This is a genomic window from Salinarimonas sp., assembly GCF_040111675.1.
GTDB lineage: Bacteria > Pseudomonadota > Alphaproteobacteria > Rhizobiales > Beijerinckiaceae > Salinarimonas.
Window position 1 is genome coordinate 798,429 of sequence record NZ_CP157794.1, and the last position, 26,964, is coordinate 825,392.

Consider the following 26,964-nt stretch of genomic DNA (forward strand, 5'->3'; position numbering starts at 1 on the left):
GCAATCGTCAAGCGGCAACCTTGCGTCGATCCAAGTGCGAACGATACGACAGCGCCTCCGCGAGGTGCACGCGTCTGACCTGTGTCGCGCCGTCGAGGTCGGCGAGGGTGCGGGCGACGCGGAGCACGCGATGGAAGCCGCGGGCGGAGAGGCGCATCGCCTCGGAGGCGTTGCGCACGAGGGCGAGGCCTTCGCTGTCCGGCGCGGCCACCTCCTCCAGCACCTTGCCGGGGCAGGAGGCGTTGGTGACCGTCGAGGCGAGGCCGGCTTCGGCGTAGCGCGCGGCCTGCACGGCGCGGGCGGCGGCGACGCGGGAGGCCACCTCGCCCGAACCTTCCGCCGGCGGCGGGAGAATCAAGTCGGCCGCGCTCACGGCCGGGACCTCGATCGTGAGGTCGACGCGGTCGAGGAGAGGGCCCGAGAGCCGCGCCTGGTACTGCGCCATGCAGCGCTCGTTGGGCCCGCGCCGGCAGGCGTAGCCGGGCTCGGTCGCCTGGCCGCAGCGGCAGGGATTCATGGCGGCGACGAGCTGGAAGCGGGCCGGGTAGGTGCAGCGCGCGTTGGCGCGCGCGATCATCACCTCGCCCGTCTCCATGGGCTGGCGCAGGCTGTCGAGCGTCTGCGATTGGAATTCGGGGAGCTCGTCGAGGAAGAGCACCCCGCGATGGGCGAGCGACACCTCGCCCGGCCGGGCGGTGACGCCGCCGCCGACGAGGGCCGCCGTCGAGGCCGAATGGTGCGGCGCTCGGAACGGCCGCCGGTCCGAGAGCTTGCCCTCCTGGATCAGCCCCGCGACGGAATGCACCATCGACACTTCGAGCAGCTCCCGCGGCGAGAGCGGCGGCAGGATCGAAGGCAGGCGCTGCGCCAGCATCGATTTCCCGGCGCCCGGCGGGCCGGACATGAGCAGGTTGTGCCCACCCGCGGCGGCGATCTCCAGCGCGCGCTTGGCGCTCTCCTGGCCCTTGATCTCGCGCAGGTCCGGCAGGTCCCCCGCGGCCGCGGCCACGGCGGGCGTCGGCTTCGCCAGCACCTGCGTGCCCTTGAAGTGGTTGGCGAGCTGGATGAGGTTCTCCGGCGCGAGCACCTCGATCCCCTCAGAGGCCCAGGCCGCCTCCGGCCCGCAGGCCTTGGGGCAGATCAGCCCGTGCTCCCGCGAGAGCGCGGCGATCGCCGCCGGCAGCACCCCCGCCACCGGCGTGATCGTGCCGTCCAGCGCCAGCTCGCCCAGCACCGTGTAGCCCTCGAGCGCGTCCGAGGGGATGGCGCCCAGCGCCGCCATCAGGCCGAGCGCGATCGGCAGGTCGAAATGGCTGCCCTCCTTGGGCGTGTCCGCCGGGGCGAGGTTGACGGTGATGCGCTTCGTCGGCAGCGCGAGCCCGGACGAGATCATGGCCGAGCGCACGCGCTCGCGGCTTTCGCCAACGGCCTTGTCCGGCAGGCCGACGATGTTGAACTTCACGTCCCCCGGCGCGATCTGCACCTGGACCTCGACCGCGCGCGCCTCGACGCCTTCGAAGGAGACGGTGGAGACGCGCGTGACCATGGGCAACCTCGACGGCGGCGAAAGGGTTGAGCGCAATCAAGGTTGCACATCCGTTCGCCGCTGACAAGCGCGGTTGCGCGGGTTTCGCCCGCGCAACGCGCCCGGAGCATCATGCCACCGCGTGGGACCCGGGCGGTGGACGAGACGACGCTCCGGCGGATCAGGCCGCCTTCGCGCCGTCCCGCGTCACGGCCTCGACGAAGCCGCGCACGGCGCGCGTCAGCTCGTCCGCCCGGCTGGAGAGATCGCTCGACGAGCGCAGCACCTCGGAAGCCGAGGCGCTGGCCGTGCCCGCCGCGTCGGTGACGCCCGCGATGCCGCGCGACACCTCCGCAGTGCCGGCCGAGGCCTGCTGCACGTTGCGCGCGATCTCCTGCGTCGCCGCGCCCTGCTGCTCCACCGCGGCGGCGATCGCGGTCGAGGTCGCCGAGAGCCCCTCCACGACGCGGGCGATCTGCGCGATCGCCTCGGCCGAGCCGGCGGTGGCGGACTGGATGCCCTCCACCTGGCGGCCGATGTCGACGGTGGCCTTGCTGGTCTGGTCGGCGAGACGCTTCACCTCGGCGGCGACGACGGCGAAGCCGCGCCCGGCCTCCCCCGCGCGCGCCGCCTCGATCGTGGCGTTCAGCGCGAGGAGGTTGGTCTGCTCGGCGATCTCCTGGATCAGCGCGACGATGTCGCCGATGCGCTGCGCCGCCTCCGCCGTGCCCCGCACCTGCGTCACCGCGCCGGTGGCCTGGCGCGTCGCATCCCCCGCCATGGCGGTGGATTCGGAGACCTGCCGGCCGATCTCGGCGGTGGAGGAGGCGAGCTCCTCGGCCGCGGCCGCCACGGTCCCGACATTCGCCGCCGCCTGCTCCGAGGCCGCGGCCGCCGCGCTCGCCTGTACGGCCGTCGCCTGCGCCGTCGTGGTCAGCGCGTCGGCGGAGCCGTTGAGGCCGCGCGCGGTCTCGGCCACCGTCGCGACGATGCCGCCGACCTGCTCCTCGAAGTCCTGCGCGAGGCTCGCGAGCAGCCGCGCGCGCTCCGCCGCCTCGGCGCGCTCCCGCGTCTTGGCCTCGGCCTCCATCTCTGCATTGCGGGCGAGGGCGGCCTTGAAGCCGTCCAGCGCGCGGGCCATGGCGCCGAGCTCGTCGCGCCGTCCGGTGCCCGGGACGACGACGGCGACATCGCCGCCGGCGAGCCGGGCGAGGGCGTCGGAGAGCGCCACGAGCGGGTTCGCCAGCGAGCGCCCGACGAGCCACGAGCCCGCGAGCAGGAGCGTCAGGATGAGACCCGCGGCGATCCAGGCGGTGCGCTCAACCGCCGCCTCCTGCGCGACCAGAGCCGCGAGGCCCGCCTCGTAGGCCGCGCCGATCTCGTCGAGCATGGCGGCGATCGCCGGCTCCGCCTCGGCGTAGAGCGCGGCGAGCGCGGCCGCGACGGCGCCCGCCTCTTCCTGCGCCGCGGCGAAGGCGTCGAAGGCGGCGCCGTAGGTCGTCATCAGCTCCGAGATCGCGCGGCGATCCGCGGCGGGGAGGCTCGCGCGCCCCGCGAGCAGCGCCTCGAACTCGCCGCGGCGCGTCTGGTGCGCCTCGACGTAGCGGGCGCCGCCGCGCATGATGAAGTCCTTCTCGTGCCGGCGCATCATCAGCATCAGCACCTGCAGCTCGGCGTCGCCGAAGCTCTTCAGGCGCTCTTCGACCCCGTGCACGGCCTCGCGCAACGCGCCCTGGAGGCCCTCGCTCTCCGAATAGCCGAGGCGGCGCTGCAGCGCGACGAGATCGGCGAAGCGCGCGCCGTACGCGGTCGCGACCTCGTCGAGCCGCGCCAGCCGCGCGGCGATGGCGCCGGGTTCGCGCGCGAGGCTGTCGAGCGCCCGGGCGGCTTCGGCGACGTCGTGGGCGTGCCGGGCGACGAGCGCGTCGGAGGGGGCCATCAGGAAGCGGGTGTCGACGATGCGGGCATCGGCGAGATCCCGGGCCGCGGAGGCCGCCGCGAGCTCGCGGGCGCTGAGCCGCTCGAGCGCGTTCGAGGTCGCCTCGATGCGCCGCACGCCATCCATGAAGACGAGCGTGGCGACCGCGAACCCGATGACGCCGAGAGCTGCGAGAAGCCCGATCTGAAACTTGACCCCGAACCGAGACAAAAACGCCGACATGTGTTTCTCCGCACGCGCCGGACCGTCCGGAGCTGACGGAGTCGACACTAACATTTGTGTGAATGAACGTTACGTAAAGCGAATGCCGGGTCTGGTCGGCCGGAACGCCGCACCACGCTGCTAAGAAGAAATCCGGGCAGCCGCGCTCAGTTCACCACGGGGGGCGCCGCGCCTTCGGCCTGCGCGGCCAGCCGCTCCATCAGCCCCCAGAAGAAGTCCTGCCCCGGATAGCCCTCGATCCGCCCGATCTCCGCGCCGTCGACGGCGACGACGAAGGTCGGCGTGAACCGGACCGGGCGGTCGAGCGCGATCTCCGGCATCGGGTCGGCGTCGAGATCGACCATGCGCATGGCGTGCCGCGATCCGATGTCGGACTTCGGCCAGATGGCGCCGATCTCGCGATCCCAGGTGTGACACCAGGGGCAGCCGGCGCGGCGGAACATCACCATCTCGACCGACCCGGCCCGGGCCGGCATCCCCCGCCCGAGCGCCACCGCGCCCGCGAGCGCCGCGAGCGCGGTCAGAACGTTCCGTCGTGTGAAAGCGCGCATGCGGTCCTCGCTCGCGTCCGCAGGAGCCCGTGCCGGGCCCGTCTTGCCCCCGTCCGCGTTTCCCGTAACATATCACGAAACAGGAATGTAAGACGAGGAAACGCGGATGGGCATGGACATAGGGCTCGCGGCCGCCCTCGGCGCGGGGCTGCTCTCGTTCCTGTCGCCCTGCATCCTGCCGCTGGTGCCGCCCTATCTGTGCTTCCTCGCCGGCGCCTCGCTCGAGGAGCTGACGAAGGAGCCGCGCGCGGCGACGACCGGGCGGGCTTTCTCCCGCGCGCTCGCCTTCGTGCTCGGCTTCGGCCTCGTCTTCGTCGCGTTCGGCGCGGCGGCGACGACGCTCGGCGGCTTCGTCTCGCAGCACATGATCCTGCTCTCGCAGATCGCGGGCGTGATCATCGTGATCCTCGGCCTGCACATGCTCGGCGCCTTCCGCTGGTTCTTCCTGATGCGCGAGGCGCGGGTGCATGTCGCGACGAGGCCCGCGAGCCTCGCCGGCGCCTTCGTCGTGGGCCTCGCCTTCGCCTTCGGCTGGTCGCCCTGCGTCGGGCCGGTGCTGGCCTCGATCCTGATGGTGGCGGGCATGGAGGAAGGCTGGGGCCGCGGCGCGGGCCTGCTCGCCGCCTACGCGGCCGGGATCGGCATCCCGTTCCTGATCGCCGCCCTCTTCACCGGGCCGTTCCTGCGCTGGCTCGCGCGCTTCAAGCGTCATCTCGGCGCGGTGGAGAAGACGATGGGCGGCGCGCTCGTCGCCACGGGGGCCTTGATCTTCCTCGGCTGGATGCCGATCCTCGCCGGCTGGCTCCTCGACGCCGTGCCGGTGCTGGGACGCATCGGCTGATCGCGACATGGTGAGAAGGCGCGGGCGCGGTGGAAGGCTGGCCTCGCGCGGGAAACGGGAGGGACGAGCGATGGTGGTGACGCGACGCGACCTGATCCTCGGCGCCGGGGCGGCGTCGCTCGCCGCCGGGCCCGCCCGCGCGGAGACGATCCGCACCGACGACGGCCTCTACCGCCAATCGTGGTTCCTGGAGAGCTTCCTCGAGCTCGGCCCCGACCTCGAGGACGCCGCGGCCGCGGGCAAGCGCTTCGCGATCATGTGGGAATTGCGCGGCTGCCCCTCTTGCCGCGACACCCACCTGATCAACTTCGCCGACCCCGCGGTCGAGACCTACATCCGCGAGCGCTTCGCCATCCTGCAATTGAATATCATCGGCTCGCTGGAGGTGACCGACTTCGACGGCGAGACGCTCTCCGAGAAGGAGCTCGCCGCGAAATACGGCGTGCGCTTCACCCCCACGGTGCAGTTCTTCCCGGCATCCGTCGACGGCCTGGCCGCGGCGCCCCCGGGCGAACGCGAGGTCTTCCGCATGCTCGGCTACCACGAGCCGGAGCGGTTTCGGCGGATGTTCGCGTATGTGGCGGAGGAGGGGTATCGGGGGATGGGGGTTGAGGAGTGGTTGAGGGGGTGAGGGCTACCCGGTGATGGCCTCGGTTGCGCGCTCCCAGGCGCGGCTGGACTCGATAAAGGCGAGGACCGGGGCCGCTGCATCCGAGCGCGCGATGCGCTCTGCTGCTTGAGCATCCGCCTCCAGCCGCTCGACGAGCCGACGGACGCCGTCGGCGCCGAGAAGCTCGCGAATGACGCGTTGCGGCTCGTATTCGGCGCGAACGCGCTGGACTTCCGTGAGCGGACGTCCAAGCATCTGCGCGATGAACGCATCGTCGGAGAGATACAGCGCTTCCGTTGCGGGGACTATCAGGAACGCCTCTGCGGGGACGTCGTCCGCACCCAGCTGAAGCGCGAAGCGGGCGGTCGCAGTTTCGTTCTCGAGGAGGCGCCGGTCGCTCGTGTCCGCGTCAAGAACGAGCGCGACGGGCTCGTCACGAAGGACCAGGATGGTGTTCGCCTTCGAGACCGCGGCGGATCGCCCTCCCGCCGAGAGGACGCGAACGCCGTCCTGTCGCGTCGCTCGCAGCAGGGCGCGCCATAGCCTCTCGTCGAGGATTCCCTCGGTGACGAGCGTCGTCATGCCATCGCCTCCTTGACATCCAGTGTGGGGATCGCCCGCTCGACGTAGTGACGATACTTCAGTTCGAGCGCCTTGGCGAACAAGCGCGCTTCCGCTTCGCCCTGGCGGCACTGGCCGAGGAGCCACTTCACCTTCTCGCCTTCCCAGAGGAGGATCGCCTGGGGCGCTCCGTAGCTCGCCAGCGTGCGCGCCGGCGAGGAAAATCCGTTCCGCCCAAAAACGATGCCGACCACTCCGGCTGGACGCCGAAGAAGCTGATTTCTGAGCTTGGCGATGGGAGCGATCTGGACGTTGGCGTCTCGATCCTTGGACTCGACCAGATGTGCGCGGCCGTCGAGGTAGAACGCTCCGTCGATCTCTTCGAGCGTCTCTCGCCCCTCCGTCACCCTGAAGGGATACTCCACATGAGCCCCGTCGAGCTCGAAGGCACGTAGAACCAGGTATTCGAAGGCCCGGCCCGAAGGCCAGCCGGGCGTTTCGCGGGCTTCAATCTGGCAATAGAGGTCGAAGAGGCCCGGCCAGTCGAGCTGCCGGATCGCGCTCTCGAATTGCTTGGCTCGGCGGCGGTCGCTGACGTGTTCCGCAATGTCCGTTGTCGACCCGACCGCCATGCTCGCCCCTGATAGATTCTCTCCTCGCGCACGTTTCTATTGCATCGCGCGTAGAATGGAAACACGGCAGGTGAGGAACGCGGCCCGGAAATGCTCCCCCCACCCTCAAAACAAGAAATACCGCTGCGCCATCGGCAGGCTCTCCGCCGGCTCGCAGACCAGCAAGTCCCCGTCCGCCGTCACCGCGTAGGTCTCCGGGTCGACCGTGATCGCCGGGCAGGCGGAATTGTGGATCATGTCGGCCTTGGAGATGCCGGAGCGCACGTTCTCCACGGGCAGCACCTCCTTCGCCAGCCCCAGCCGCCCGCGCACGTCGCGCTCCATGGCGGCCTTCGAGACGAACGTCACCGAGGTCGCCGCCAGCGCCTTGCCGAAGGCGGCGAACATCGGGCGGTAATGGACCGGCTGCGGCGTCGGGATCGAGGCGTTGGGGTCGCCCATGGCGGCGGCGACGATGGCGCCGCCCTTGAGCACGAGGTGCGGCTTCACCCCGAAGAAGGCCGGGTCCCACAGCACGAGATCGGCCATCTTGCCGACCTCGATCGAGCCGATGTGCCGGGAGATGCCGTGGGCGATCGCCGGGTTGATCGTGTACTTGGCGATGTAGCGCTTCACCCGGAAATTGTCCGCCCCCGAGCCCGTGTCCTCCGGCAGCGCGCCGCGCTGCGCCTTCATCTTGTGCGCCGTCTGCCAGGTGCGGGTGATCACCTCGCCGACGCGGCCCATGGCCTGGCTGTCGGAGGCCATCATGGCGAGCGCCCCGATGTCGTGCAGGATGTCCTCCGCCGCGATCGTCTCCTTGCGGATGCGGCTCTCGGCGAAGGCGAGGTCCTCCGGGATCGACGGGTCGAGGTGGTGGCAGACCATGAGCATGTCGAGATGCTCGTCGATCGTGTTCACCGTGAAGGGCCGCGTCGGGTTGGTGGAGGAGGGCAGCACGTTCGCGAGCCCCGCCACCTTGATGATGTCCGGCGCGTGCCCGCCGCCCGCGCCCTCGGTGTGGAAGGCGTGGATGGTGCGGCCCTTGAAGGCGGCGATCGTGTTCTCGACGAAGCCCGACTCGTTCAACGTGTCGGTGTGGATCATCACCTGGATGTCGTATTCGTCCGCCACCGAAAGGCAGGTGTCGATCGCCTGCGGCGTCGTCCCCCAATCCTCGTGGAGCTTGAGCGCGCAGGCGCCCGCCTCGATCATCTCGACGAGGGCGCCGGGGAGCGCCGCGTTGCCCTTGCCCGAGAAGGCGAGGTTCATCGGCAGCCCGTCGGCGGCCTCGAGCATGCGCGCCATGTGGAAGGGCCCGGGCGTGCAGGTGGTGGCGTTGGTGCCGTCGGCGGGGCCGGTGCCGCCGCCGAGCATGGTGGTGACGCCCGACATCAGCGCGTCCTCCACCTGTTGCGGGCAGATGAAGTGGATGTGCGCGTCGAACCCGCCCGCGGTGAGGATCCGGCCCTCGCCGGCGATCGCCTCCGTGCCCGGCCCCACGACGATGTCGACGCCCGGCTGGACGTCCGGGTTGCCCGCCTTGCCGATCGCGACGATGCGCCCGTGCTTCAGCCCCACGTCCGCCTTCACGATCCCCCAATGATCGACGATCAGCGCGTTCGTGATCACGGTGTCGACCGCCCCTTGCGCGTTCGTCGCCTGCGACTGCCCCATCCCGTCGCGGATCACCTTGCCGCCGCCGAACTTCACCTCCTCGCCGTAGACGGTGAAGTCGCGCTCCACGCGGATGGTCAGCTCCGTGTCGGCGAGCCGCACGAGATCGCCGACGGTGGGCCCGAACATGTCGGCGTAGGCGGCGCGGGTGATGCGGTAGGGCATGGGCGGGGCCTTTCTGGGCGCGGGGCCTTTCTGGGGCGTGGCGTCGGCGCTAGGGCACCAGCGCGAGCGGCGGGTGCCGTGCGGCCTTACGGTCGAACGTGAACGTCTGCGAGGCGCCGTGCGCCTCGTTGATGCGGGCGATGAGGCGGTCCGAGAAGTCGCCGAGGCCGTCGCGATAATCCCTCAAAGCCGCTTCGACCGCAGTTTCGTTCTCGAAGGCGAAGCCCTGCGTCGACAAGAGGCCCTCGAGAGCCTCGACGATGCGCGCGCGTGGCACGTTCTCGACGGCGCGGAGATTCCAGAAGAGCTCTGCGAGAACCACGCAGTTGACGAACACCTCGGTGGACGGCTCGGTCTCGAGAATGCGCGTCGCGCGCGCGAGCTGCCCCCCGTCGTCGCCGAGCAGCCCGCGAAGCAGGACGTTGGTGTCGACCCCGATGCGCTCGCTCATTCGCGGCCCTTCCGCCCGATGGCCTCGCCGATGAGGCGCGCACGGTCCTCGTCGGAGACCGGGCGGGCATAATCGGAGAGGAGTCCGGCAAGCCGATCGAAGGGTTGCTTCACCCGCCGGATCTCGACGCGACCGCGGTCCGAGACGGTGAACTCGACCCGGTCGCCCGCCTTCAAGCCCAACGCCCGCCGAACATCATCCGGTACGGCGACGGACCCGTCCTCGCCGATCGTCGCATGCGATCCCATGCTCGAAATCCTCCGCACTGCACCCCGCCGATCCTACCACACCCTCACAACGCCCCCATCACCTTCCCCTGGAACCCGTACACCTTCCGCTCGCCGGCGAGCGCCACCAGCGTCACCTCCCGCGTCTGGCCCGGCTCGAAGCGAACGGCCGTGCCGGCGGGGATGTCGAGGCGCATGCCCCGCGCCTTGTCGCGGTCGAAGGCCAGCGCGCCGTTGGTCTCGGCGAAATGGTAGTGCGAGCCCACCTGGATCGGCCTGTCGCCGGTGTTCGAGACCTCGAGCGTGATCGTCTCGCGGCCCTCGTTGAGCACGATGTCGCCCTCCGCCGGGCAGACCGCGCCCGGGACGAACTCCCCCGTCGCGCCGCGGATCGGCTCGTGCACGGTGACGAGCTTCGTCCCGTCCGGGAAGGTCGCCTCCACCTGCACGTCGTGGATCATCTCGGCGACGCCGGGCATCACCTGCTCGGCGGTGATCACGTGCGCGCCCGCCGCCATCAGGTCGGCGACGGAGCGGCCGTCGCGCGCGCCCTCCACCACGAAATCGGTGATCAGCGCGATCGCCTCCGGGTAGTTGAGCTTCACGCCGCGCTCGAGCCGCCGGCGCGCCACCATCGCCGCCATGGCGACGAGGAGCTTGTCCTTCTCGCGGGGAGAGAGCTTCATGTCGGCACCTCAGGTGGACCAGGAGCGGGGGAGGGGGCGGCCGGAGAGCCGCGCCAGGAAGCGGGCGAGATCCGCGCGCAGGCGCTGCGGGTCCCGCCCGAGGAAGCGCGCGATCAGCATGCCGTCGAAGCCGCCGGCGGCGCATTCGACGGCTGCGTCCGCCAGCGCCGCGCGCGCCGCCTCGACCCGCGCCTCCGCGTCGGGCGAGACCAGCAGCACGGTGGCGAGCGCCCGTGCGCCGGCGCCGCAGGCTTTGCGCGCGAGAAGCTCGGCGACCGCGCCGTCGAGCCGAAGATCCTCGGCGAAGACGAACCGCCCGCCGCGGCGGATGCGCCAGCGGTCGTGGAGCGCGCCCGTCTCCATCGTCTCGCCCATGGCGAGGCGGCCGAAGACCGCGCTCTCCACCATGAGCAGCCGCGCGTTCTCGGCCATGGCGACGTCGATGCGCCGGTGGAGCCGCGCGCACTCGAACAGGATCTGCTCCTGCGGCAGCCAGTCCAGCGCCGCGCCGGGGCCGAGATCGAGGGCGACGCGCATCACGGTCGGCTCGCCCTGCGCCCGGTAGACCTTCTCCGCCGCCTGCGTGGTCAGCGTCGCCGCTGCGCCCGGCGCGAGCGAGACGTCGAGCGCGAGATCGTCACCGCCCGCGAGCCCGCCGCCGGTGTTGAGATAGACGCCCTCGCATCGTGCCCCGTTGACGAAGCGCACCCGGTAGCCGCCGCGCTCGGCGATCGCCATCGGGCGCGAGCCCCGCTTCGTCGTCCCGATCGCCACGCGCACGCCCCCCGCCGCGCGGATGTAGCGGGGCAGGGCGGGCTCGGGGGCGGCGGCTTTCATCGGCATGCGGACGCGTCTCACGAAACGCGGCATGGTCGCGCCCCGCTTCGTTTAGGGCAAGGCCGTGCTTGCGGCGCGATCTGCCGAAAAAACGGGCAGGCGCCCGTCCATCCGCAAAGCCACCCCGTTTCCTTCCCCCGCGCGTTGCCCCACACTGCGCCCGAGCTGGAGATCGCGACGACCCATGACCAACCTCTTCGACATGATGCGCCAGGCCCAGGGCGGCGCGGCCTTCGAGAACGTGTCCAAGGCCTTCGGCCTCTCCCTGGAGGAGACGCAGAAGGCGGTGGCCGCCCTCGTCCCGGCCTTCGCCATGGGCCTGCAGCGCTCGGCCGCGCATCCCGAGACCATGGACGCGCTCGCCCGCCTGATGGCGACGGGCGCCTTCGCCGGCGCCTATACCGACCCGAAGGCGGCCTTCTCCCCCCGGTCCCGCGAGACCGGCGAGAGCGCGCTCGCAGCCCTGTTCGGCTCGCCCGATTACGCGCGGCGCGTCGCCGACCAGGCGGCCGCCCTCTCCGGCGTCGCCGGCGAGGCGACGGGCCGGATGCTGCCGATCCTCACCGCGATGCTGATGGACGGCATGGCGCGGATGGGCGCCGCGGGCGGGCAGGGAGGCGGGCAGGCCGCTGCGCCGAAGCCCAAGGCCGCGTCCGGCGCGACCGAAAACCCCTGGGAGGAGATCTTCTCCACCATGATGGGCGCGCCCCCCAGGCCCGAGCCGGAGCCCGAGACCCCGCAGGACCCCCAGGCCGCCGCCCAGGCCGCCTCCGAGGAGGCCTTCCTCGCCATGCGCAAGATGATCGACGCCGGCCGCGAGATGCAGGACGCGCAGATGGCGATGGTCAAGGCGATGATGGAGGGGTTCTGGGGGAGGAAGTGAGGCGCGCCGCCCCTCTGTCATCCCGGACGCCGAAGGCGATCCGGGACCCATAAACGCCGACGTCGGTGTCGCAGCCTTCAGGCTGCGTTCGAGGACATCGACGATTGATGCGTCGCGCGACGAGCGCACCATGCGCGCTCGAGCCGAGGTCGAGCGTATGGGTCCCGGATCGGCTTCGCCGTCCGGGATGACGGCGCCTCACCCCTCCGGATCCCACCCCTCCGAATCTCACCCCTCCAGGAAGAACCGCACCATCTCCCCCGAGGCGCACGGCCCCGCCGGGTCCGCGTAGCTGCCGGCCGGGCTGCCGCCGGACCAGGCGTGGCCGGCGCCGGCGATGGTCCAGACCTCGAGCAGCGCCGCAGGGCCGTCCCCGATGCGCACGCGGCGATAGCGGCGGCCGCCGGCTTCGCCGTGCTCGGGCGGGGCCGTCGCGGCGTCGGCATGGACGCCCGCCGCGAGGCGCGCGGCGTTCGAGACGTGGACGGTCCTGTCGGCCGCGCCGTGGAAGACGATGGTGCGGGTCGCCCCTCTCGTCGTTCCGCGCCCGGGCGTCGCCCCCGCCCCGCCGTCCCCCCGCATGGCGGCGAAGGCCGAGACGACGTCGCGCGCGGCGCCCGCCGGCAGGCCGGAATGGATGCCGACCGCGGCGAACAGGTCCGGATAGGCATGGGCCAGCACCGCCGCCATCGCCCCGCCGGCGGAGAGGCCGGCGGCGAAGACGCGCGCGTCGGGCACGCCGAACTCGGCGGCGAGCGCACGGGCGAGGCCCGCCAGGATCTCCGGCTCGCCGGCGCCCCGGGCCTGATGCTCGGGGGCGAACCAGTTCCAGCAGAGATTGGGGTTCGCGCCGCGCTCCTGCGCGGGATAGGCCACGATCAGCCCGTGCTGCTGCGCCAGCGCGTTCATCCGTGTGCCGGCGGCGAAATCGTCCGGATCCTGCGTGCAGCCGTGCAGCATCAGGACGAGCCCGCGCGGACGCGCCGCCGCCGCGCCGGCGGGGACGTAGAGCTTGTAGCGGCGCGTCCCGGCGGCGCCCGCATGGCTGCGCGACTCGAACCGCGCGCCTTCGGCGAGGGGCTCGGGCTTCGGCGCGGGGCGGGGCTTGTCCGGCAGGTCGAGGCCCGGCAGGTCGAGGCCGCGCCGACCCTCCCGCAGGGCCGCGATCACCGCGCCGAGCGGCCGGCGCGGGCGGGCGGAGGGCGCGGGCCGCGCAGGAGGAGCGGGGGGCGGCGCGAGCCGTGGGGCGGCGTCGGGCGCCCGCTCATGCGCGGTGTCCGCGGCCGCGCCGCCGAGCGCCTGCTGGATGGCGCGCGTCGCCTCGAGCACGCGCCCCGCCCGGGTCAGGGTGAGCGCCTCGCGCATGGCGGGTGACAGGGTGTGCCGGTTCATGTCTGGCCTTTCGCTCAGCCGATGCGCTCGGCCAGGGCGGCGCGCACGTCGCCGCCGGCCTGGAGCGAGCCGAGCACGGTGATGGAAGCGATGGTCTCGCGGGCGAGATCGGGGTCGACGTCGGCGGCGATGCGCACGAGGCCCACCACCTTGAGATGGAGCCGCTCCCCGGCGGCGCGGGCCGCCTCGAGATCGGCGCGCGTGACGACGCGCAGCCCCAGATCGAACGTGTGCCGCTCGATCGTGCGCGCCACGACCTCGCCCTCGCGCGTCAGCTGGTTGCGGATCGCGGTGCGGATGAAGTCGCTGCGATTGGCGTAGAAGCCCTCCTGGACCAGGAGGTCGACGCGGCCGAGATCGACATAGCCGAGGTTGATCGTGATCTTCTCGCTGTCGGGGGTCTTGTCCCCCGCCGCTCGTGCTCCGCCCGTCATCCGTTCACTCCATCCGTGTGGATGGTAAATGGATGGTTTGGGGAGGGTCGTCAAGGGGAGGGGAAGGTGGCGCGCGACTGCCCCCGGGCAGCGTCACGGAAAAAAAGAGCGCCCCGATCCCCCGAGGCGCTCCCCATTCGCTCACCGTCGCCGCGATCCGCGAGCGTTCACGCCGCCTTCAGGGCCGCCATCAGCCGGGCGTCCGCGGCCGCGCTCGCCTCGCGCCGCCAGTCGGCTACGCCCGTTCGGGCGGCCCGCTTCGCCTTGCCTTGAAGTCGTCGAAGCGCCAGCCGGTGGGAGGGATCCACGTGGTAGGGCGTGTCGAGGCAGGCGCGGACGTCGTCGCGGGTCACGCCGACGTCGCGCAGCAGGCGGTCGTCGAGATCGGAGAGGCGCACCACGGCGCGGCGGTTGATCATGGCCTTCCAGAGCGCGGCGAGCGTGGCCGCCAGGCTCAGGAACAGGTAGCGGGCGACGACCGCGCCCTTCGACCGCGCGGCCGGGGGAAAGGTCTTGCCGGACATGATCGGCTCTCCTCGGAAGAGCGCGCCGCTCCGGGCGCGCGAATGCGAAAGGGCGGGTCCCGCGGCGCGGGCCCGGCAGTCCAGGTGGTCTCTGGTTTCGCTGCACCGCGTCTATGCCATCCTGAGGCGGATGACGGAAACGAATGTTCCTGATAGGAGAGATCACGGCCTTGAATGAGCCGGCGCGGGGAAGCCCATGGCTCACATGATCGACGTCGAGCAGCTGCGCACCTTCGTCGCCATCGCCGACGAGCGCTCCTTCACGCGCGCCGGCGAGATCGTCTGCAAGACGCAGTCCGCCGTCTCGATGCAGATGAAGCGGCTGGAGGAGCGCGTCGGCCGGCCGCTCTTCTCCCGCGACGGGCGTGGCGTGCGCCTCACCGAGGACGGGGAGCGGCTGCTCGACTACGCGCGGCGCATCGTGCGGCTCAATTCCGAATGCCTCGCCTCCTTCGAGGACGCCGCGCTGACCGGGCGCGTGCGCCTCGGGGTTCCGGACGACTACGCCGAGCGCTACCTGCCCGAGATCCTCGTGCGCTTCTCGCAGACGCATCCGCGCGCGGAGGTGACGGTGGTTTGCGAGCCATCGCCGATGCTGATGGATCGCATCCAGGGCGGCGACCTCGATCTCGCCATCGTCACCCAGGTGGCGAACCGGGGCGGGGCGGCGGAGGTCGTGCGCATCGAGCGCCTGCTCTGGGTGACCTCGGCCCGGCATGCGGTGCACGAGGAGGATCCGCTGCCGCTGGCGCTCGGGCGGCCCACCTGCGATTGGCGCCAGGCGGCGACGAGCCGGCTCGAGGCGCAGGGGCGCGCCTTCCGCATCCTCTACGCCAGCTGGAACTCGAGCGCGGTGGGCGCGGCCGTCCAGGCGGGGCTCGCGGTCTCCGTCCTGCCGGAGAGCGCGGTGCGCACAGGGATGCGCGTGCTCGGCCCCTCCGACGGCTTCCCGGCGCTCGCCACCTGCAAGATCGTGCTCCTGCGCAACCGCTACGAGGCGACGCCGCTCTCCGAGGCGCTGGCGGAGGAGATCAAGCAGAGCCTGGACAATCTGGGCTCCGCGCGCGCGGCGGCGGAGTAGCGGGCGCGACTTCGGGCGGCCGCCGAGCGCTGTCTCCCGGGCCCCGAACGGCGACCAGGGACCCATCACCGCCGCGGCCGGTCTCGCGGCCTTCAGGCCGCGTCGCGCGACATCCCTTTCACCGCCCCCGCCGCAGCACCACAACGTTCCCCAGGAGCGCCAGCCCCGCGCCGAGGATCGCGGGCCACGTCCAGACGTAGCCCTCCACCAGGGTCGAGACCGAGAGCGCCACGATGGGGAACAGCACCGTCGCGTAGCCGGCGCGGGCGGGGCCGATGCGGCGCAGGAGCGTGACGTAGGACGCGAAGGCGATCACCGAGGAGACGATGGCGAGGAAGAAGAGCCCGCCGAGATAGGGCAGGGTCCATTCCACCTGGAAGTCGTGGCCGCGCACGATCGAGAGCGCGAGCAGCACGAGCACGCCGTAGATCATGCCCCAGGCGTTGGCGGAGAGGAGCGGCACGCCGCGGTCCTTCAGGCTCGCGGCGGCGATGTTGCCGAGCGAGAAGGAGAGCGTGCCGAGAAGGCACAGGCCGAGCCCCACAGCGGCGGCGCGGTCGAAGCCGGCCCCGGCGATCTGCGGGTAGTAGAGCAGCGCGACGCCGGTGACGCCGATCACGCCGCCGAGCGCCACCCGCGCCTCCGGCCGCTGCTTCAGCAGAAGCGCGCCCATGAGCAGGTTGGTGATCGAGGCGAGGGAGAAGACCACGGCCAGCAGGCCCGAGGGGATGGTCACGCCGCCGTAATAGAACAGCGTGAAGTTCAGCGAGAACAGGAACGCGCCCGCCGCGGCGAAGCGCAGGTGGTCACGCAAGGGAAAGCGCATCCGCTCGCCCCGCGCCGCGACCCAGGCCAGCATGATCGCGGCGGCGATGACGAAGCGCCAGAGCAGCGAGACCTCGGGCGCGACCACGCCGAGCTGCGCCTTGAGCGCGATCCAGCTCGCGCCCCAGGAGAACACGACGGTGGCGTAGAGCCCGAGCGCGCGCGCGTCGAGGCCCGCCTGGACGGGGTCGGGGCGGGCGCCTGCGGCAGGCGCGGCCGCGTTCGGCGGAGCGGTCGACATGCCCGCGACGCTACGCCCGCCCCGTCGCCGCCACAAACGACGTTTGGTGATGGCGGCGTTGCACGCCGGTGATGGGTGGCCGGCGAAATCAGCCCTCGACGCGCGCGACGTCGAGCGCGCGCTTGAAGCGCAGCACGACGTCGGACACCGTGGCCGCGGCGTCGGCGATGTCCCGGGCGACGGCGCCCATGGTCTCGACCACGTCGGCGGCGAGGCTGCCGGAGCGGCTCTCGTCGAAGCGCTTCAAGGCGCGCTCGTAGGCGATCAGGGCCCGGTCGAGCTCGTGGGCAAGGTCCTCGGCCTTGGTGCCCATCACCGCGCTCTCGAGGGTGAACTCGAGCCCGTCTTCGGAGACGCCGAGCGCGCGCAGGCGCATGCACAGGACGTCCACGGCGTGGCGGCACCAGGCCTCGCGCGCGAACATCGCGCAGGAGCACGACAGGCTGACGCCGCCGCCGAGCTGCCGCCCGACCGTGACGACGTGCTCGTGCCCTTCGGCGCCGCGAACGGAGAGGGATACCGGCTCTTCGGGCAGGTCGGTCTGCGTCAACATCGTTTCACCCCCGGGGCGTCGTTCGCGCCCACATCACGGCCGCTGCGAGCGGCCCGATCCGTACGGGAAGGCGCGTTGTGACCGCGTTTCACCCTTCCCGCCGCGGAGGAGTATGGCCGAGTCGCGCCCGCGACAACAGCCCGACATGCGGCGTAGACGACGCAGGACCGGATCGCGCACAGGCTGCGTCGCCGGTGAATCGTCGCGATTGCCCCTGTGGATAACGGGGAAGCCGGGGAGAGTGCCGAAAAGCGACTCGGAGGGGCGTGCATTCCGGACGCGGACACCGAATCGTAGCGGAAACAAAGGTAAAAGGGGGCGCGTCTAGGACGTCGAACCAACGGAGGCATCCGTGAACGTCCATTACCTACACGCATCCGACGGCGTTCACCTCGTCGTCGACCGGACCGGCCGCAGGGCCCGGCGCGCGGGAGAGATGCGCGCAGGCGCAATCGCTTTCGCGCGGGAGATGATGGCGCAGCTGCCGCACTATCCGCGGTGGGACGAGTGGTCGGTCTTCGTCTACGACCAGGCCGGCGAGTGCGACCGCGTGCCCTTCTCGGAGGCGCGCGACGCCCCCGTCACGCGAGCGCCGGGTCGAGCAGCACGCACTCCCGGAAGGCGGGGAGCACGGAACCGTTCCACGCGCCGCGATAGCGGTCGAGGAGATCGCGCGCCCGCGGCCGCCCGGTCTCGGCGACCTGCTCGAGAGGATCGAGATACAGCGTCTCGTCACGACCCAGCCCATCCGTGACGGCGCGCCGGGTGAGGCCGGCGCGGGAGATGCGCAGCGCCTCGCGCGCGACCTCGGCGGCCGAGCGGCCGGCGATCCGTACGTCGAGCCCCAGCCGCGGAACGGCGTCGCGCAGCGCCTGCCGATCCTCGGCGGTCCAGCTTTTCACCAGGTCCCAGGCCGCTTCGAGCGAGACCTGGTCGTAGAGCAGGCCGACCCAGAAGGCCGGCGCGGCGAGCAGGAAGCCGCGCGGGCCGGCATCCGAGCCGCGCATCTCGAGGAAGCGCTTGAGGCGTACTTCGGGGAACACGGTCGAGACGTGGTTCGCCCAGTCCGAGCGCGTCGCCCGCTCGCCGGGCAGCTGCGGCAGGCGCCCGGCCAGCAGGTCGCGGAAGCTCGCGCCCGCGACGTCGTGATAGGTCCCGCCGCGCTTGACGAAGTACATCGGCACGTCGAGCGCCCAATCGACGTAGCGCTCGTATCCGAAGCCGTCCTCGAACGCGCATGGCATCATGCCCGTGCGGTCCGGGTCGGTGTCCGTCCAGATCTGCGAGCGCATGGACAGGAAGCCGTTGGGCTTGCCGTCTGTGAAGGGCGAGTTGGCGAAGAGCGCGGTGGCGATGGGCTGCAGCGCCAGCGAGACGCGCAGCTTCGTCACCATGTCGGCCTCGCTCGAGAAATCGAGGTTCACCTGCACGGTGGAGGTGCGCAGCATCATGTCGAGGCCGAGCCCGCCGACCTTGGGCATGTAGCCCATCATGATCTCGTAGCGGCTCTTGGGCATGATCGGCGTCTCCTCGCGACGCCAGAGCGGGCTCATGCCGAGATCGAGGAAGGAGACGCCCAGCGGCTCGGCGACGCGCGCCAGAGCGGCGAGGTGCTCGTCGAGCTCGGCGCGGGTCTCGTGCACGTCGGTGAGGAGCGCGCCGGAGAGCTCGAACTGGCCGCCCGGCTCGAGCGAGACCGCACCGCCACCGTCGCCCTCGAACAGGCCGATGAGCGCGCCGCGATCCTCGATCGGCTCCCAGCCGGTCTCGCGCTGCAGGCCGGCGAGAATCGCCTCGATGCCCGCCTCGCCCGCGAACGGCACCGGCGAGAGGTCGTGGCGGTAGAAGGGGACCTTCTCGTGCTCGGTTCCGATGCGCCAGGCGCTCTTCGGCTTCTCGCCCTCGGCGATCCAGGCGACGAGCTCGTCGCGCGACTCGATCGGCGTCGCATCGGAAACGTCGCGGGCCATTGGAACCTCGTGGGGGAAACGAACCTGCCGCCCGCCGGGCGAGCAAGGCCGTTAGATAGGCCGTCGCGCAGCCGCCCGCAATCGCCCTGTCGACGTGAAATGCCGGAAGGGCAGATCGCACCGTGCCTAGGCGTTCCCGGCGATCGGGGAGAGCATGCCCGGGTCGATGCCGATCTTGCGCAGGGCGCTTTCGTATTTCGCCTCCGCCGTGCCGCCGAACACGATCTCGGGATCGGCCGGGCAGGAGAGCCAGCCGTTGCGCTGGATCTCGGTCTCGAGCTGGCCCGCGCCCCAGCCGGCGTAGCCGAGCGCGAAGATCGCGCGGTCCGGCCCGCGTCCGCCGGCGATGGCCCGCAGGATGTCGACGGTGGCGGTCAGGCAGACGTCGCCGTCGATGGGGAGCGTCGACTGGTCGAGGAAGAAATCCGGGGAGTGCAGCACGAAGCCGCGGCTCGTCTCCACGGGGCCGCCCATCATCACCTTCATGTCGCCGACGCGGGTCGGCAGCCGGATCGTCTCGTCGGCCGGGATGATGTCGAGCTGGACCAGCAGGTCCGGCAGGCTCATGTCGGCGGCGGGCTTGTTGATGACGATGCCCATCGCCCCCTCCGCCGAGTGGGCGCAGAGATAGATCACGGTGCGCTCGAAACGTTCGTCGCCCATGCCGGGCATGGCGACGAGCAACTGACCGTCGAGATAGCCGGGCATGGCGCGATCCTCGTCTTTGCCGTCCGACGCGAGCCACATGCTACGCTGCGGCGGGATTTCGTCAAAGGGGTTCCGCCCCGCGACGCCGCCGCCGGGGTGCGGCGTGACGCCCCCGAGCCGCGACGCCGTCTTCGTGTCGTGAGCGAGGCTCACGCGAACGTGGGTGGCGAAACGCCCCTGCGATGCCGATGTTGAAGCCGGATCGCCACTTCCGAGTTCCGGATCATGCCCGCTCACGCTCTCAATCTCGCCCTTCTCGCCGTCTCCGTGGCCCTGGCCGGCCTCGCCTTCGCGCCTGCCGAAGCCGCGCCGACAGGCGTCTCGCCCTGGTCCGACGACCACGCCTCCCGCGCCCGGCTCCTCGCCGGGGACGTCGAGCCGGAGGGCGCGCGCTGGGCCGGGCTCGAGATCGAGATGGAGCCCGGCTACAAGACCTATTGGCGCCATCCCGGCGATTCGGGCATTCCGGCCGAGTTCGACTGGACCGGCTCGCGCAACGTCGCCCTGGTGGAGATCGCCTGGCCGGCGCCCGGGCGCTACGAGGACCCGTTCGGGGCCTATTACGGCTATCTCGACCACGTGGTGCTGCCGCTGAAGGTGACGCCGGAGGACCCCGACGAGCCGGCGGTGCTGTCGCTGTCGCTGTTCTACGGGGTCTGCAAGGAGATCTGCATCCCGGCGACCGCCGAGGCCTCGCTGACGCTGCCGCCGGAGGCGATCGGAAGCGACGTCGCCATCGCCCGGGCGCTGGAGGCGGTCCCGACGCCGACCCCGCTCGGCGAGACCGACGGGCCGCTCGCGGTGCTCGCGGTCGAGCCCGCGGGCGAGGACGCGCTCGCGGTCCGCGTGCGCGCGCCGCGGGGCGCGGTGCTGCTGGCGGAGGGGCCGGACGATCGCTGGTTCCTCGCCCCCGCGGCCGACCCCGATTCCGAGGGCGTGTTCGCGGTGGAGATCGCCCACGCCCCGAAGGACGTCGCCGGCCCGCTGCCGGTGCGGCTCACGCTCGTCGCCGACGGCGCCGCGATCGACGTCGAGGCCCTCGCGCCGCTGCCGGACTGAGCCCGCCTATTCCGCCGGCGCGGGAGCCTGCCGCGCGGCGGGCGCGGGCTTGTCCGCCTTCGCCTTCCAGGGCGAGGACTTGAACCAGCCGACGAGGTAGGCGGTCGCGATCAGGATCGCGATGCCCGACACATTGGCGATCGCGTAGGTCAGCGTCTCGCGGCCGGCATGGTCGAGATACATGCCGGCGAGGCGCGAGACCACGAGCCCCGTCGCGAAGACCGCGAGCGATTGCTGGCCCACCTTGGCGACGACGCGCGCCGCCGCGTTGCGGACGAGCCCGCCCCAGCGCTCGACGATCCACAGCGCGACGTAGGCCAGCGCCAGGAAGTGGACGAGCCGCAGGATGCCGAAGCGCGTCTTGGTGATGAGGACGCCGATCTCCCCGCGGATCGCCTCGAGCGGCTCCACCGCGAGGAACAGCGGCCAATAGGCGAGCGGAAAGCTCGCGACCAGCACGAGGATCGCGAGCGCCAGCAGCTTCGGGCTGTCGAGGCGCGGCGCCGGGATGTCGCCGCGCATCCAGAAGAAGCCGAGGAAGAAGCACAGCTGCCAGCCGAACGGGTTGAAGAACCAGGTCCGGTCCGACCAGGGCTCGGCCGGCAGGTCGAGCAGCCGGACCTGCGCCGCGAGCCACAGGACGGCGACGAAGCCCAGAGCCACGCCGACATGCACGCGCGCGAGCACGAGCACGATCGGCATCAGCGCCAGGATGACGAGGTACATCGGCAGGATGTCGAAGTAGTTCGGCACGTAGGTCAGCGTCAGGAAGCCGATGAGGTTCGTCGCCGTGTTCTCGAAGAACGGCACCAGGTTGAGCTGCTGCATGTAGGTCTTGTCGCCGAAGGGCATCGGGCCCATCGCGGCGACGAGGGCGGCGATCGTTAGGAAGACCGCCACGTGCACCCAGTAGACCTGCCAGATGCGCTGGGCGACCCGCGCGGTGCCCACCCCGAAGCCCTGCGCGTCGAAGACGCGGCCGAAGGCGATGGCCGAGGCCATGCCGGACATGAACACGAACATCTCGGTCGCGTCCGAGAAGCCGAAGCGCGCCGGGATCCAGTTCGACCACGTGTTCCACGGCACGTGGGCGATCATGATGATGAACATGCCGAGCCCCCGGAACACGTCGAGGCGCGGGTCGCGCGGGCGTGTCGGCGGCGGCGCGGCGGTCGTGGTCGGCATCGGCGCGATCCTCGCTGTCGACGGCGGCTCGAGCCGCCCGGCGGTCGGGGCACGACCGTTCTATACGGCCGAGACCGGCGGGCGGGTCACAATCGTGCGAGGCCCGCGCCGGCCCGTGCGCGGAAAGGCGTGGCTTTCCGCCGCCGGCGCGATAAGTACGTCTCCCGAGCCCGCCCGCACGGGCCAATCCAGCGCAACGGAGACGACGCGACATGACGATCAAGCCCGGCGACCGCCTGCCCGAGGTGACCTTCCGCGCCATGACCGACGACGGTCCGCAGGTGCGCACGACCGCCGACGTGTTCTCGGGGCGCAAGGTGGTCCTGATCGCCGTGCCCGGCGCCTATACGCCCACCTGCACGCTCAACCACGTCCCCGGCTACGTCGCCCACGCCGACGCCATCAAGGCGAAGGGCGTCGACGCCATCGTGGTCACCTCGGTGAACGACGCCTTCGTGATGGGCGCCTGGGAGAAGTCGGTCGGCGCCGACGGCAAGCTCGAGTTCGTCGCCGACGGCAACGGCGATTTCGCCAAGGCGATCGGCCTCGTGCTCGACGGCACGGGCTTCGGGCTGGGCCTGCGCTCCCAGCGCTATTCGATGATCGTCGAGGACGGCGTGATGAAGGCGCTCAACGTCGAGGACGCCCCCGGCAAGGCCGACACCTCCGGCGCCGAGGCGATGCTCGGTCAGCTCTGACGCATGGAGCGGGGGCGTCGGCGCGCCTCCGCGCTCACTGCCCGCGTCGCGCGCGGCTGGCGAAGCGCACCGCTTCCTCGGCCGCGCGAAACAGCGCCTTGGCCTTGTTGACGCATTCCATGCGCTCGGAGGCCGGCACGCTGTCGTAGACGACGCCCGCGCCGGCCTGGACGTGCATGCGCCCGTCCTTGACCAGCGCCGTGCGCAGCACGATGCAGGTGTCCATCTCGCCGTCGGCGCCGAAATAGCCGATGCAGCCGGCATAGGGCCCGCGCTTGTCGCGCTCGAGCTCGTCGATGATCTCCATCGCCCGCACCTTCGGCGCGCCCGACACGGTCCCCGCCGGAAAGCCCGCCACCAGCGCCTCGAGCGCGTCGTGCCGCCCCGACAGGCGGCCCACGACGTTCGAGACGATGTGCATCACCTGCGAATAATATTCGAGGAAGAACGAGTCGGTGACCGCGACCGAGCCGTACTCGGCCACGCGGCCGACGTCGTTGCGGCCGAGGTCGAGCAGCATCAGGTGCTCGGCGCGCTCCTTCGGGTCGGCGAGGAGGCTCTCGGCATGCGCCCGGTCCTCCGCCGCGCTCGCGCCGCGCGGGCGCGTGCCGGCGATCGGCCGCACCGTCACCTCGCCCTCGCGCACCCGCACCAGGATTTCCGGCGACGAGCAGACGATCTGGTAGTCCTCGAAGTCGAGGAAGCTGAGATAGGGCGAGGGGTTGACCCGCCTGAGCGAGCGGTAGAGCGCGAGGGCCGGCAGCGGGAACGCCGCCTCGAAGCGCTGGGAGAGCACCACCTGGAAGATGTCGCCGGCGCGGATGTAGTCCTTCGCCCGCTCCACCATCGCCTCGTAGGTCTCCGGCGGGGTGTTCGAGGTGACCTCGATGGCGAGCGGGTCCGCCGTCTCGAGCCGCGCGTCCGCCGGAAGGGGACCCTCGATGGCGTCCACCGCGCTCTCGAGCCGCGCCACGGCGCTCTCGTAGGCGGCCCTCGCCGGGACGCCCGGGCGCGGACGCACCGGGGCGACGAGGGTGATCTCGTCGCGCACCGCGTCGAACACGACCATCACGGTGGGGCGGATCAGCACCGCGTCCGGCACGCCCAGCGCGTCGCGGTTCGGCGGGCCGAGGCGCTCCATGGCCCGCACCATGTCGTAGCCGAGATAGCCGAACAGGCCCGCCGCCATCGGCGGCAGCGCGCCCGGCCCGTCGGCGGCCTCGTCGTCGCGCGGGATGCGGCATTCGGCGATCAGCGCGCGCAGGCTCTCCAGCGGCGGGCGCGGATCGGCCTCGAAGCGCCTCTCCCCGGAGAGCGCCGCGCGGTCGATCTCCACCGCGCCGTCCCGGCAGCGCCAGACCAGGTCCGGCTCGAGGCCGATCATCGAGTAGCGCCCGCGGCTCGCGCCGCCCTCGACCGATTCGAGCAGGAAGGCCGCGCCGGCCTTGGCGCGGCGCAGCTTCAGGAAGGCGGCGACGGGCGTTTCCAGGTCGGCGACGAGCCGCGTCGCGATCAGGCTCGGCCGGCCCGCCTCGTAGGCCGCCGCGACGGTCTCGAAGGCGGGCGCGAGTTCCATCAGAAGGCCCCGCCGCCGATGGCCGTCTCGAAGGCCTCCTGGTCGATCTCCGCCCCGAGCTCCTCCTGGAGGTAGACGAGGTACTGCTCCAGCACGTCCTGCGAGAGGAGCTGCGAGAGCCGCTGGTCGTAGGCCTCCGCCTGCGGCGTGGTGACGATGTAGTCCGGCACGTTCGCGCCGGTGACCCGGTAGACCACGCGCTCGGTCTCGCCGAGCGGCGCCGTGCCCGGCTCGCCGACGCGGGTCGCGAAGAGGCGATCGACGGCGGTCGCGGTCAGGGGGCCGGCGGCCTCGCCGCGGGCGAGATTCTCCACCGCCTGGACCGAAAGCCCCGTTTCCGCGGCGATGGCTTCGAGGCTCTCGCCGGCTTCCAGCCGCTCGACGAAGGCGCGGGCCTCGTCGGTGAGCGCCTGCGCGACCTGGTCCTGCCGCCAGGCCTCGACCACCTCGTCCCGCACCTCGGAGAGCTCGCGGTCGCGGGCCGGCTCGACGTTGGTGAGGTCGTACCAGACGTAGCCGCCTTCCTCGGTGCGGATGGCGAGGTTGTCGACGCCGATGTCCGTCTCGAACAGGGCCTCGACGAGCGTCTCGCCGGCCGGCGGCTCCACCGGCGCGCCCGCGCGGCCGAGCCCCTGGCGGTCAACCGCCTCGATGCGCACGAGGTCGAGCCCGCGCTCGGCGGCGATGTCCTCGAGCGGGATCGCGGCGGCGCGCTGATCCTCGATCTCGTCGTAGACGTCGCGGATGCGGTCCGTCGCGCGCTCCAGCGCGATCTCCAGGCGCAGCGCCTCCTCGACCTCCTCGAGCGGCTGCACGGCCGCCGGCTGGATGTCGGTGACGCGCACCAGCGACGCGCCGAAGCGGCCCGCCACCGGCTCGCTCACGGCGTTCTCGGCGAGCCCGAAGGCCGCCTCGGCCACGGCCGGGTCGAGCACCTCCGAGCGCGTGAGGGCGCCGAGGTTCAGCACGTCGTTCGCCACGGCCCGCTCCTCGGCGAGCGCCTCGAACGTGGTCTCGCCGCTCTCGACGCGCTGCGAAGCGGCCTCGGCCTCCTCCACGTTCGGGAAGGGGATGCGCTGGATGGCGCGGCGCTCGGCGGTGCCGAAGCGGGTCTCGGCCACGTCCTGGTAGCGGGCGCGCACGGCTTCCTCGGAGACCGCCTCCGGGTCGGCGATCGCCGCCGGCGAGATCGCCAGCACGTCGGCGGCGCGGTATTCCGGCGCGCGCCACTGGCTGCGGCGCTCGGCGAAGAAGCTCTCGAGCGCGGCCTCCTCGGGCGCCCCGATGTCCCCCGCGAGGCTCTCCGGCAGGACGAGCACGTCCGCCGTGCGGCGCTCCTGGTCGTAGCGGTGGAAAACCTCCTCGGCGGCGATCGGGGCCGCGAGCCCCGCGCCGACCGCCTCGACGATCGCCCGGCGCTCGAGATCGCGCGCCTGCTCGGCCACGAACATCGGCTCCGACATGCCGGCGAGCGAGAGGAAGCGGCGGAAAGCGTTCGGGTCGAACGCGCCGCCCGCCTGGAAGGCCGGGTCCTCGACGATGGAACGGGCGACCAGCGTCTCGCCGGCGCGGATGCCGAGGTCGCGGGCGCGCTCGTTGAGCACCGCCTCGGTGACGATCTGCCCGAGAACCTGCTGGTCGACGCCGAAGGCGCGGGCCTCCGCCGCCGTCAGCGGCTGGCCGAGGCGGGCCGAGAGCTGGCGCAGCTGGCGCGTGTAGATGTCGCGCACGGTCTGCGCCTGGATCTCGGTCTCGCCCACCCGCACCACGGTGGTGGTGGCGCCGCCGCGGAAGATGTCGCCGATGCCCCAGACCGCGAAGGACGCGATCAGGAGGGCGAACAGCACGCCCGCGACGACCTTGCCGGTCCGGGTCTTTCCGACGTTGCGAAGGTTCTGCAGCATGAGCCGTCTCGTTTCATTCGATCGCAGGCGCTTAGCGCATTCGGCGCGCCGGCGAAAGCCCGGGCGCGGCCGCGCGGCCTTTCGCGGGCGGAACGCGGCCTCCACGCCCGATTTGAGCCTGCGCCCGATCGCCTGTAAGGACGGGCGAGGATCACATCGGACGACAGCATCACACGACAGGAGCCATCCCGCCATGCCGCAGCCTCGCCCCTTCGTCGCCGGGAACTGGAAGATGAACGGCCTCGCCAGTGCGCTCGCCGAGGCCGAGGCGGTGCGCGACGGCGTCGACGCGGCTTTGGCCGGGCGGCTCGACCTCGCGCTCTGCCCGCCGGCGACGCTGATCTCCCGCATGGCCGAGCGCCTCGCCGGCTCGCCCGTCGGCGTCGGCGGCCAGGACTGCCATCCGGCGCAGTCCGGCGCGCATACCGGCGACGTCTCGGCCGAGATGCTGGCCGACGCCGGCGCCACTTACGTCATCGTCGGCCATTCCGAGCGCCGCCACGACCACGGCGAGACCGACGCCGACGTGCGCGCCAGGCTCCAGGCCGCCCATCGCGCCGGGCTCGTCGCCATCGTCTGCGTCGGCGAGACCAGGGAGGAGCGCGAGGCCGGGCGCGCCCTCGACGTCGTGCGCGGCCAGCTCGAGGGCTCGCTGACGGACGGCATCACGGCGGCCGATACCGTCGTCGCCTACGAGCCCGTGTGGGCGATCGGCACGGGCCTCGTCCCCACCAACGACGACATCGCCGAGGTCCACGCCGCGGTGCGCGAGGCGCTCGGCGCCAAGACGAGCGCGGCCGAGCGCGACGCCGTGCGCATCCTCTACGGCGGCTCGGTGAAGCCGGGCAACGCCGCCGAGATCCTCGCCGTCGCGAACGTCGACGGCGCCCTCGTCGGCGGCGCGAGCCTGAAGGCGGCGGACTTCCTCGCCATCGCCGAGGCCGCGCCGACGCGCTGACGGGCGGTGATGACGGTCGCCTTTCGCCGTCATCCCGGGCGCCGAACGGCGACCCGGGACCTAGACGCTC

General features: G+C 72.0%; 27 protein-coding genes and 1 pseudogene. 8 read left to right on the top strand and 20 right to left on the bottom strand.

What is annotated here, in order from left to right; all coding sequences use genetic code 11:
• Window positions 1–7 precede the first annotated feature (7 nt).
• The 3 genes from ABL310_RS03690 to ABL310_RS03700 all read right to left on the bottom strand — a co-directional run bounded on the left by ABL310_RS03690 (window position 8) and on the right by ABL310_RS03700 (window position 4,237).
• Window positions 8–1,546 (bottom strand): YifB family Mg chelatase-like AAA ATPase, encoded by a 1,539-nt coding sequence (locus ABL310_RS03690; protein WP_349370359.1) that lies wholly within the window; start codon window positions 1,544–1,546, stop codon window positions 8–10.
• Window positions 1,547–1,706: 160 nt separating this feature from the next.
• Window positions 1,707–3,686, bottom strand: coding sequence for a methyl-accepting chemotaxis protein (locus ABL310_RS03695; RefSeq protein WP_349370360.1), 1,980 nt, complete (start codon window positions 3,684–3,686; stop codon window positions 1,707–1,709).
• A 146-nt stretch (window positions 3,687–3,832) separates the two neighbouring features.
• Entirely contained in the window at window positions 3,833–4,237 is a 405-nt protein-coding gene (locus ABL310_RS03700; RefSeq protein ID WP_349370361.1) for a thioredoxin family protein, read from the bottom strand.
• Between the two features lie 106 nt (window positions 4,238–4,343).
• Here ABL310_RS03700 and ABL310_RS03705 point away from each other — a divergent pair, with 106 nt between their 5' ends.
• Both ABL310_RS03705 and ABL310_RS03710 read left to right on the top strand, forming a co-directional pair.
• Window positions 4,344–5,078 (top strand): cytochrome c biogenesis protein CcdA, encoded by a 735-nt coding sequence (locus ABL310_RS03705; RefSeq protein ID WP_349370362.1) that lies wholly within the window; start codon window positions 4,344–4,346, stop codon window positions 5,076–5,078.
• Window positions 5,079–5,151: 73 nt separating this feature from the next.
• On the top strand, window positions 5,152–5,709 hold the full coding sequence (locus ABL310_RS03710; RefSeq protein ID WP_349371989.1) for a thioredoxin family protein: 558 nt from the start codon (window positions 5,152–5,154) through the stop codon (window positions 5,707–5,709).
• Window positions 5,710–5,712: 3 nt separating this feature from the next.
• Here the strand turns inward: ABL310_RS03710 and ABL310_RS03715 are convergent, their stop codons facing one another.
• The 7 genes from ABL310_RS03715 to ABL310_RS03745 all read right to left on the bottom strand — a co-directional run bounded on the left by ABL310_RS03715 (window position 5,713) and on the right by ABL310_RS03745 (window position 10,909).
• On the bottom strand, window positions 5,713–6,270 hold the full coding sequence (locus ABL310_RS03715) for a hypothetical protein (RefSeq protein ID WP_349370363.1): 558 nt from the start codon (window positions 6,268–6,270) through the stop codon (window positions 5,713–5,715).
• Complete coding sequence (locus tag ABL310_RS03720) at window positions 6,267–6,881, bottom strand: restriction endonuclease (protein WP_349370364.1); 615 nt, start codon at window positions 6,879–6,881, stop codon at window positions 6,267–6,269. The genes ABL310_RS03715 and ABL310_RS03720 overlap by 4 nt, the downstream gene beginning before the upstream one ends.
• 105 nt (window positions 6,882–6,986) lie before the next feature.
• Window positions 6,987–8,702, bottom strand: coding sequence for an urease subunit alpha (ureC, locus tag ABL310_RS03725; protein WP_349370365.1), 1,716 nt, complete (start codon window positions 8,700–8,702; stop codon window positions 6,987–6,989).
• 49 nt (window positions 8,703–8,751) lie between these two features.
• Window positions 8,752–9,153 (bottom strand): type II toxin-antitoxin system VapC family toxin, encoded by a 402-nt coding sequence (locus tag ABL310_RS03730; RefSeq protein ID WP_349370366.1) that lies wholly within the window; start codon window positions 9,151–9,153, stop codon window positions 8,752–8,754.
• On the bottom strand, window positions 9,150–9,401 hold the full coding sequence (locus ABL310_RS03735; protein WP_349370367.1) for an AbrB/MazE/SpoVT family DNA-binding domain-containing protein: 252 nt from the start codon (window positions 9,399–9,401) through the stop codon (window positions 9,150–9,152). The genes ABL310_RS03730 and ABL310_RS03735 overlap by 4 nt, the downstream gene beginning before the upstream one ends.
• A gap of 44 nt (window positions 9,402–9,445) precedes the next feature.
• Complete coding sequence (locus tag ABL310_RS03740; protein ID WP_349370368.1) at window positions 9,446–10,066, bottom strand: urease subunit gamma; 621 nt, start codon at window positions 10,064–10,066, stop codon at window positions 9,446–9,448.
• A gap of 9 nt (window positions 10,067–10,075) precedes the next feature.
• Window positions 10,076–10,909, bottom strand: coding sequence for an urease accessory protein UreD (locus ABL310_RS03745; protein ID WP_349370369.1), 834 nt, complete (start codon window positions 10,907–10,909; stop codon window positions 10,076–10,078).
• Between the two features lie 178 nt (window positions 10,910–11,087).
• Between ABL310_RS03745 and ABL310_RS03750 the strand changes: the two genes are divergently transcribed.
• On the top strand, window positions 11,088–11,786 hold the full coding sequence (locus ABL310_RS03750; protein WP_349370370.1) for a DUF937 domain-containing protein: 699 nt from the start codon (window positions 11,088–11,090) through the stop codon (window positions 11,784–11,786).
• Between the two features lie 228 nt (window positions 11,787–12,014).
• Here the strand turns inward: ABL310_RS03750 and ABL310_RS03755 are convergent, their stop codons facing one another.
• From ABL310_RS03755 to ABL310_RS03765, 3 genes are all read right to left on the bottom strand, one after another.
• Window positions 12,015–13,178 (bottom strand): PHB depolymerase family esterase, encoded by a 1,164-nt coding sequence (locus tag ABL310_RS03755; RefSeq protein ID WP_349370371.1) that lies wholly within the window; start codon window positions 13,176–13,178, stop codon window positions 12,015–12,017.
• Window positions 13,179–13,192: 14 nt separating this feature from the next.
• Window positions 13,193–13,612 (bottom strand): CopG family transcriptional regulator, encoded by a 420-nt coding sequence (locus ABL310_RS03760; protein WP_349370372.1) that lies wholly within the window; start codon window positions 13,610–13,612, stop codon window positions 13,193–13,195.
• A 167-nt stretch (window positions 13,613–13,779) separates the two neighbouring features.
• Complete coding sequence (locus ABL310_RS03765) at window positions 13,780–14,136, bottom strand: DUF1127 domain-containing protein (RefSeq protein WP_349370373.1); 357 nt, start codon at window positions 14,134–14,136, stop codon at window positions 13,780–13,782.
• Window positions 14,137–14,332: 196 nt separating this feature from the next.
• Between ABL310_RS03765 and ABL310_RS03770 the strand changes: the two genes are divergently transcribed.
• The gene (locus ABL310_RS03770; protein WP_349370374.1) at window positions 14,333–15,217 is read left to right on the top strand and encodes a LysR substrate-binding domain-containing protein; all 885 of its coding nucleotides are present in this window, start codon (window positions 14,333–14,335) and stop codon (window positions 15,215–15,217) included.
• 118 nt (window positions 15,218–15,335) lie between these two features.
• Here ABL310_RS03770 and ABL310_RS03775 read toward each other — a convergent pair whose 3' ends face one another.
• Both ABL310_RS03775 and ABL310_RS03780 read right to left on the bottom strand, forming a co-directional pair.
• Window positions 15,336–16,283 (bottom strand): DMT family transporter, encoded by a 948-nt coding sequence (locus ABL310_RS03775; protein ID WP_349370375.1) that lies wholly within the window; start codon window positions 16,281–16,283, stop codon window positions 15,336–15,338.
• A gap of 88 nt (window positions 16,284–16,371) precedes the next feature.
• On the bottom strand, window positions 16,372–16,836 hold the full coding sequence (locus ABL310_RS03780; RefSeq protein WP_349370376.1) for a hypothetical protein: 465 nt from the start codon (window positions 16,834–16,836) through the stop codon (window positions 16,372–16,374).
• 352 nt (window positions 16,837–17,188) lie between these two features.
• Between ABL310_RS03780 and ABL310_RS24900 the strand changes: the two are divergent.
• Window positions 17,189–17,386 (top strand): annotated as a pseudogene (locus ABL310_RS24900) (hypothetical protein); the annotation flags it as partial.
• Between the two features lie 31 nt (window positions 17,387–17,417).
• On the opposite strand, the gene ABL310_RS03785 reads toward ABL310_RS24900, so the two are convergent.
• Window positions 17,418–18,806: a glutamate--cysteine ligase gene (locus ABL310_RS03785; RefSeq protein WP_349370377.1), complete on the bottom strand. Its 1,389-nt coding sequence runs from the start codon at window positions 18,804–18,806 to the stop codon at window positions 17,418–17,420.
• Window positions 18,807–18,932: 126 nt separating this feature from the next.
• Window positions 18,933–19,553, bottom strand: a complete 621-nt coding sequence (locus tag ABL310_RS03790) for a YqgE/AlgH family protein (protein ID WP_374730392.1) — start codon at window positions 19,551–19,553, stop codon at window positions 18,933–18,935.
• 186 nt (window positions 19,554–19,739) lie between these two features.
• Between ABL310_RS03790 and ABL310_RS03795 the strand changes: the two genes are divergently transcribed.
• Entirely contained in the window at window positions 19,740–20,573 is an 834-nt protein-coding gene (locus ABL310_RS03795; protein ID WP_349370379.1) for a protein-disulfide reductase DsbD domain-containing protein, read from the top strand.
• Window positions 20,574–20,579: 6 nt separating this feature from the next.
• Here the strand turns inward: ABL310_RS03795 and ABL310_RS03800 are convergent, their stop codons facing one another.
• Window positions 20,580–21,758, bottom strand: a complete 1,179-nt coding sequence (locus ABL310_RS03800) for an OpgC domain-containing protein (RefSeq protein ID WP_349370380.1) — start codon at window positions 21,756–21,758, stop codon at window positions 20,580–20,582.
• Between the two features lie 212 nt (window positions 21,759–21,970).
• Here ABL310_RS03800 and ABL310_RS03805 point away from each other — a divergent pair, with 212 nt between their 5' ends.
• Window positions 21,971–22,456, top strand: coding sequence for a peroxiredoxin (locus ABL310_RS03805; protein ID WP_349370381.1), 486 nt, complete (start codon window positions 21,971–21,973; stop codon window positions 22,454–22,456).
• 34 nt (window positions 22,457–22,490) lie between these two features.
• Here the strand turns inward: ABL310_RS03805 and trpE are convergent, their stop codons facing one another.
• Together trpE and ABL310_RS03815 are read right to left on the bottom strand one after the other, a co-directional pair.
• Window positions 22,491–24,032 (bottom strand): anthranilate synthase component I, encoded by a 1,542-nt coding sequence (gene trpE, locus ABL310_RS03810; RefSeq protein WP_349370382.1) that lies wholly within the window; start codon window positions 24,030–24,032, stop codon window positions 22,491–22,493.
• Window positions 24,032–25,936: a SurA N-terminal domain-containing protein gene (locus tag ABL310_RS03815; protein WP_349370383.1), complete on the bottom strand. Its 1,905-nt coding sequence runs from the start codon at window positions 25,934–25,936 to the stop codon at window positions 24,032–24,034. Before ABL310_RS03815 ends, trpE begins: the two co-directional genes overlap by 1 nt.
• A 193-nt stretch (window positions 25,937–26,129) precedes the next feature.
• Here ABL310_RS03815 and tpiA point away from each other — a divergent pair, with 193 nt between their 5' ends.
• Window positions 26,130–26,894: a triose-phosphate isomerase gene (gene tpiA / locus ABL310_RS03820; RefSeq protein ID WP_349370384.1), complete on the top strand. Its 765-nt coding sequence runs from the start codon at window positions 26,130–26,132 to the stop codon at window positions 26,892–26,894.
• Window positions 26,895–26,964 lie beyond the last annotated feature (70 nt).